The 6,336-nt window shown below is 37.4% G+C and carries 9 protein-coding genes; 3 read left to right on the top strand and 6 right to left on the bottom strand.

The window, feature by feature from the left end; all coding sequences use genetic code 11:
- Positions 1-81: 81 nt before the first annotated feature.
- Positions 82-654, bottom strand: a complete 573-nt coding sequence (locus tag EA365_00400; GenBank protein ID TVQ49496.1) for an aminoacyl-tRNA hydrolase — start codon at positions 652-654, stop codon at positions 82-84.
- Positions 655-715: 61 nt separating this feature from the next.
- Between EA365_00400 and EA365_00395 the strand changes: the two genes are divergently transcribed.
- A complete protein-coding gene (locus EA365_00395; protein ID TVQ49495.1) occupies positions 716-1,216 on the top strand; it encodes a serine acetyltransferase in 501 nt (166 codons plus the stop codon).
- Here EA365_00395 and EA365_00390 read toward each other — a convergent pair whose 3' ends face one another.
- The 5 genes from EA365_00390 to EA365_00370 all read right to left on the bottom strand — a co-directional run bounded on the left by EA365_00390 (position 1,217) and on the right by EA365_00370 (position 4,187).
- The gene (locus EA365_00390; GenBank protein ID TVQ49494.1) at positions 1,217-1,615 is read right to left on the bottom strand and encodes a hypothetical protein; all 399 of its coding nucleotides are present in this window, start codon (positions 1,613-1,615) and stop codon (positions 1,217-1,219) included.
- A gap of 18 nt (positions 1,616-1,633) precedes the next feature.
- Positions 1,634-2,011 (bottom strand): hypothetical protein, encoded by a 378-nt coding sequence (locus tag EA365_00385; protein ID TVQ49493.1) that lies wholly within the window; start codon positions 2,009-2,011, stop codon positions 1,634-1,636.
- 144 nt (positions 2,012-2,155) lie between these two features.
- Complete coding sequence (locus tag EA365_00380) at positions 2,156-2,953, bottom strand: hypothetical protein (GenBank protein TVQ49492.1); 798 nt, start codon at positions 2,951-2,953, stop codon at positions 2,156-2,158.
- Positions 2,954-3,008: 55 nt separating this feature from the next.
- Positions 3,009-3,311, bottom strand: coding sequence for a hypothetical protein (locus EA365_00375; GenBank protein ID TVQ49491.1), 303 nt, complete (start codon positions 3,309-3,311; stop codon positions 3,009-3,011).
- The gene (locus tag EA365_00370; protein ID TVQ49490.1) at positions 3,312-4,187 is read right to left on the bottom strand and encodes a DUF2092 domain-containing protein; all 876 of its coding nucleotides are present in this window, start codon (positions 4,185-4,187) and stop codon (positions 3,312-3,314) included.
- A 111-nt stretch (positions 4,188-4,298) separates the two neighbouring features.
- Between EA365_00370 and hisD the strand changes: the two genes are divergently transcribed.
- Positions 4,299-5,621, top strand: coding sequence for a histidinol dehydrogenase (gene hisD, locus EA365_00365; GenBank protein ID TVQ49489.1), 1,323 nt, complete (start codon positions 4,299-4,301; stop codon positions 5,619-5,621).
- A gap of 59 nt (positions 5,622-5,680) precedes the next feature.
- Positions 5,681-6,336 (top strand): HEAT repeat domain-containing protein (locus tag EA365_00360; protein TVQ49488.1); only part of this gene is annotated, 656 nt, incomplete at its 3' end.

The following is a 6,336-nucleotide window of genomic DNA, read 5'->3' as shown; positions in this document are numbered from 1 at the left end:
TTGATTGAAGCAATTCTGTCAGAGCAAGTATCTACAATGAACCAAGAATCACCGCCCTAAAAGTGCGGTGAGCGTCAATTTTTAATTATATTGATTCATGGCTTGTTCTATCCCCTTTTCCAGAGAAACGTTGATCGCTTCAACAGCTAATTTAATCACCGATTGTATTACTGGTTTTTCTTCAGGAGTAAATTTCCCCAAGACATGAGATACAGTATTTTTACTAGAAAATTCAGATTTACCGATACCCAATCTTAAGCGAGGGAAATCTTGTCCACCCAAATGAGCGATAATTGATTTCATACCATTATGACCACCTGCTGAACCAGATTTTCTCAAGCGTAAGCGTCCAACTGGTAAATCTAAATCATCATAGACTACCAAAACATCATCAACAGACAACTTATACCAATCATATACTGCTCTGACGGATTGTCCTGAGCGATTCATATAGGTAAGAGGTTTAAGTAAGCGTATTGGTTGACCTCTTCTTGTGACTCCTTGGGTAATTAAACCTTGAAAGCGTTTTTCTTCTTGCCAAGATAACCCCCATAACTGCGCGCAAGCATCTACTACCATAAAACCGATATTATGGCGAGTGTCTAGATATTTGGGTTCTGGATTACCTAAGCCAACAATCAGTTTTGGGATCATAGTCAATTATTTGCTTAAAATATAGTATAAATTTTAACTAGATCTTAATTATTAAACAAAAATGACTAAAGAAATTTCAGCTACAGAGCCTGATTGGAGTAGAGAGAAGTTACTGCGTTGGTGGAATCCTCAACGTCAACTCCTCAAATCTATTCGAGAGCACCAAAAATGGCAAAAGCAATGGGGAATTATCGGCAAAATGATTAGCAAAATCAACGTAGTTGAGCATCATTTTTGGAGTATTGTTACCGGTGCTGAAATCCCTCTTAATTCCAACATAGCAGGAGGGTTAATGATTACCCATCCCAATGGCGTTGTTATTAATCATACCGCATCTATCGGACCAAACTGTTTAATCTTACAACAAGTGACCATAACCGCCAATGTCAAAATAGGTGGACATGTAGATATTGGTGCAGGTGCAAAAATACTTAATGGTGTTACTATCGGCAATCACGCTAAAATTGGAGCTAATGCTGTCGTACTTTGTGATGTGCCTGATGGAGCTACTGCGGTAGGAGTACCTGCGAGAATTATTATTAAAGAAAACAAGTTATTTTAATTAATACTTCTTGAACCATTGAAAAGAAACTATATTTAGTAATAGTCCAATCATCACTAAAACTGTCATTAACACTAATTGATACCAAGGAGCACCAACTACTATATCAGCAATTAAATGACCTATATTTAAAACTGAATAAACTAAAGTCAGGTAAAAATGAAAAGCGCGGTAAGATTTTGCTACCGTAAAAGTAGGAACAACAATTGCTAACATTGGTAAGAGAAAAAATAGCAGCATAAAACCAAAAATAGCATCTATATTGCCACCAGCATGAGAGTGCTCTACTTCCATTTCATGAAATAAAGGCATCAAGGCTAAGTCTGTGTGGAAGAGTATTCCTAACAGAAATGACGTCCACAGAGCATTAATTTTCGCGGGATAACTAGTAGCTAACATAGTTCTTTCTCCCTAATCTTAAATGGTTAAATAGATGATTATTCCCCCTAATCCTGCTACTATTACTCCTGCTATTTGTATATAGCGTTGGAGAAACTCATCTTGCCAACTGTTAATAAAGTTAGACCAATTAGGCAAAAGAAGATATAGTACACATTTAATGGTAACCCACCAACCCAAAATCGTGATCATAACCTGCCATGATGGTAACCAAATATTATGTCCCAAAACGATAACTAATCCCCAAGGTAGGAACAATAACGACCAAAGCATTAACCAGGTTTTATTTTTGAGCAATTCTTGTACTAAATTTTTCCAAACTAAACCTTGAACTAGATAGGATAGTCCTACTACAACCAGAAAAACTGCTACTACTCTCTCAATAAGTAATATCATAGTCAACCCCCCCAGAGTAAATCTAGATTGACCAAAAGTCAGGATCAGCTATTTTTAAGCTTAATCCTGCTACTTATATTATAGCCCAACTTATAGCTCAACTGTTAAATGAAGATCATAACATTTAGAATGAAATAGCACGAGTTAATCAAATGTATATCCAAAAAACTCTAAATCTTCTTTACACATTTCTCCAACTATTTCCTTAGCTTCATCATCATAATAACTTTTATAATCGACATCATTAGACTTAGATTTATTGACATGGGGAAGAGAAACATCAGTTATACCTAATTTATTTAGGACTGTTTGAAAGTCTTGTGCCAGGTTCTCTGTTTTACCAAAAAAGTCCACAATTATGTTTCCGTTGGCGTCAGTAATATAGTCTAATTGAATGAGTCCTGGTCGTCTATTCTTAACAAATTGATTTTCATATTTCCAGTTCAAGAACTCGTTAAAACTTTTAAACGTGCTGAAGAACTCGTGCCTAGGGTGTTTTTTATTTCCTTTGATATACTCATAAATAGATAATTCTCTTGTCCAAGGGTTTCTGACTATAGCAAATTTAAATAGCTTATCATACATACTACTTGTGTCAAGTACATCCTTATATTGTTCGCGAATTTTCGGCATTGCTAAAAAGCTACTGATCATTTTTTGAGATTCAAGTTCCGATTTAATATCTCTGGCTGAAATATGAAAATTACTCATCAGAGATAATAACTGCAAATGGCTTGTTGGCGCAGCTAACCAGCCTATATATTTCCACAAGAATTTGTTTAAGTAATAATTATTTATGGGTCTATGGTTATAGTATTTAAGAGCTGTACATATTGATGTACCACCTGTTTTAGGTATGTGAACAAAGATAAAACCTTTTTTTAGACAAAAACTAAGCCCATAATGATTGACCGTTTTTGACCAAAAGTCAGGATCAGCTATTTTTAAGCTTAATCCTTATACTTTTATGATAGCTCAATATTAGCTCTGATGGTTATTAATCAACGTACACAACTACATATTGATCATTGTAAGGTTGATAGTAAGTAGAGCCACACTGGTAAAGTTGCATTCCTTCAATAACTACAGTACCACAACCACCAGGTAAACTAGCTACATAAATGGTTGAGCGACGAATAACCCGCCGAGAGGTTCTACGGGAAACACCCGCAACGCTTCCAGGTGTGGCAGGTCTGCCGACTACAGCTTGTGCATCGGGTATTTGAATAATGCTACTTAAACCACCTAGTGCTATCAGAGTCAAAGTTGTGAGCATAATTCGACTAGTTAATAATTTCATTTATCTTTCCTCTTGTGTAGATTGAAATTCTTCTAATTCGTCGGTTGGGATAGTTTCTAAAGGCTCAAATCCTTCGGGAGCAACAAATATGAATTGCTGAGCATCTAATTCTGGATTAGTATTCCAGTCTCGTAAACTGATTGTATATTGTGGAGCTGCTGTAACCCATTTATTGGTAATAACGTATTTCATGGGTAAGGGTGTATCTCCTACTTGAACCCATAATTGCCAGTCAACGTCTGCTTCTCTAAAGGCTAAATGGTGACACTCTATCCCATTGACATAAGCTGTACCCAGATAGACGCTGTTTTCTACTCCTTCAGACAGGATAGAGTAAACATCATTAAACAATAAATCAGCTCCAGGTGCGGGAATACCAGTCTCTAGTTCAAAAGCTCGAATAGCATCATCAATAGTTCCTGAGACGTTTAACTGAGCGTAAACATTACTCCTATTACCTTGGAGTGTGAGAGTTTCTCCATCAAAAAAGAAATCAATATCGGCAACTACTCCTTGACGACGAATATGAAATTTATCTGGTCTTGCTAAGGCAATTGTACCAAAGCTATTAAATTGTAACTTTTGATTATTTGCAGTAACGATTTCTAAGTTGATATCAGTATTGACAGTGAAAGCTTGTGTTTCCCCAAGATAGGAGGACATTGATTGTAAAATTTGGGTAGCATTAGTGTCAATAATGTTCTCGCTTTTAACTGGAAGGTTAGTCAAGACTATGAGAATAGGGATAATTAATCCTATCCACAGCCATTGAGTTTTTTTCATGTCTAAATTTTCTAGAGTTTGATTTTTGTAGAATATCGTATAGTGTAACGATAATCTGATTTTGTTATAAAAATTTAGACAGAGACGGACCATCTTAGCAAAATCTAACCCTAACTTAGATCTGTTAAGATAAACTTAACTTACACACTCAGAGCTAGTTTTTCTAGCTATTTGGGTAGTAGCGAGGATGGGTATGAAAACTCTATGCTGCGAATTATCACAGAGCCTACTGAGGCAAAAACAGAACTACGTCGCATTAGCGATCGCAATTATGACGAACACATTAGCAGTCAAGAAGCTAGTGTCAGAGAAATAGTTAACCAAGTCAAAAAAGAGGGGGATAAAGCACTATTAGCCTATACAGAGCAATTTGACCAACAAAAACTCGCCCTAGAAGAATTAAGGGTGAGTGGCTCAGAGTTAGACGCGGCTTATCAAAAAATTTCCCGAGAGTTACTCGAAGCGATTAAGTTAGCTTGCGCTAATATCGAAGCTTTCCACCGTCAACGTGTCCCTAAATCTTGGGTGAATTTTGGCGAGGATGAGATAGTCTTGGGTAAAAAATATACCCCTGTAGATAGTGCGGGTATTTATGTACCAGGAGGAAGAGCTTCTTATCCTAGTACAGTATTAATGAATGTTATCCCTGCTAAAGTAGCTCAAGTTCCTCGTATCGTTATGGTTACTCCACCCGGTAGGGAAGATAAGGGGATTAATCCTGCGGTTTTAGTAGCAGCTAGTGAAGCGGGTGTGAGCGAAATCTATCGCGTTGGTGGTGCTCAGGCGATCGCCGCTTTAGCTTATGGCACTGGTACTATTCCCCAAGTAGATGTAATTACAGGTCCTGGTAATATCTATGTGACTCTGGCTAAAAAAATGGTCTATGGAAGGGTAGGTATTGATTCTTTAGCTGGTCCTTCTGAAGTGTTAATTATTGCTGATGAGCAGGCTAATCCTGTACATATCGCTACAGATTTACTCGCTCAAGCTGAACACGATCCCATGGCTTCAGCTGTATTAATTACTACTGATAGTCAGATAGCTACACAGGTACAAATCTCGGTAGAACAACAGTTGCAACATCATCCTAAACGGATACCTACAGAAAAAGCACTGGCTCATTATGGCTTAATTGTAGTGGTAGAATCTTTGGCGATCGCCTCTGAACTTTCTAATCTATTTGCACCAGAGCATCTTGAGTTAGAAGTAGCTCAACCCTGGGAATTATTAAACTCTATTCGACACGCAGGAGCAATTTTTCTGGGTAATTCTACTCCTGAAGCTGTAGGGGATTATTTAGCAGGTCCTAATCATACTTTACCTACTTCTGGAGCTGCTCGTTATGCTTCTCCTCTGGGGGTAGAAACTTTTATGAAGCATTCTAGCATCATTCAGTATTCTTCACAGGCTCTTAAAAAAGTAGGTAAAGCTATCGAAGCTTTAGCCCAAGCGGAAGGTTTAACCTCTCACGCTGAATCTGTGCGGGTAAGAACTCAAGAACAACAATCAGAATCTAGTTCCGACTAGCTTTTCTTGACTAAGTTAATGTAAACTTATGTTAAGAGAAATAATTAAATTAAATCACTATGGAACTAGAAGAAATTCGCGCCTACTTAGATAGTCCTGATGCTCAACAACGGATGAGAGCGATTGTCGAACTGAGGAACTATAACCCGACGATCGTTGTACCTCTGCTCAAGCAAAGAATGTATGATCAAGAGTTGCTCATCCGTTCTTTTGTAGCCATAGGGTTTGGTAAAAAACGTAATGAGGAAGCTTTTGAAGCTTTGTTAAATTTAATTGAATACGATCGCGATTATAATATTATCGCTGAAGCGGCTAACTCTCTAGCTCAATACGGGGATAGAGCTTTACCCTACCTAGTTAACCTTTTTCAATATAACCACCATTGGTTGATCAGACAAAGTATCTTAGCTGCTGTAGCAGACATGAATCAACCTGAGATACTATTAAAATTATCTAGCTGGGGTTTACAAGGCAATGACTTAGTAGTTAAACTAGGCTCAATCTCCAACTTAGGTAAATTAGCTACTACTAATTACGCTGATGAAGCTTTAGCAATCTTGCTCACTTTGGTAGATGATTCTGAAGTGCAAATACGTATTGAAGTAGCTAAAACCTTAGATAATTTTAAAAACTTTGTGGAGGCGCAAACCGCTTTAACTCAACTTAGACAAGACTCTGATTATCGAGTAATTGGCGCTACTTTAGAAAGTTTACT

The organism is Gloeocapsa sp. DLM2.Bin57, from assembly GCA_007693955.1.
In the GTDB taxonomy this organism is placed as follows: domain Bacteria; phylum Cyanobacteriota; class Cyanobacteriia; order Cyanobacteriales; family Gloeocapsaceae; genus Gloeocapsa.
This window is presented reverse-complemented; position numbering and strand designations above follow the sequence as displayed.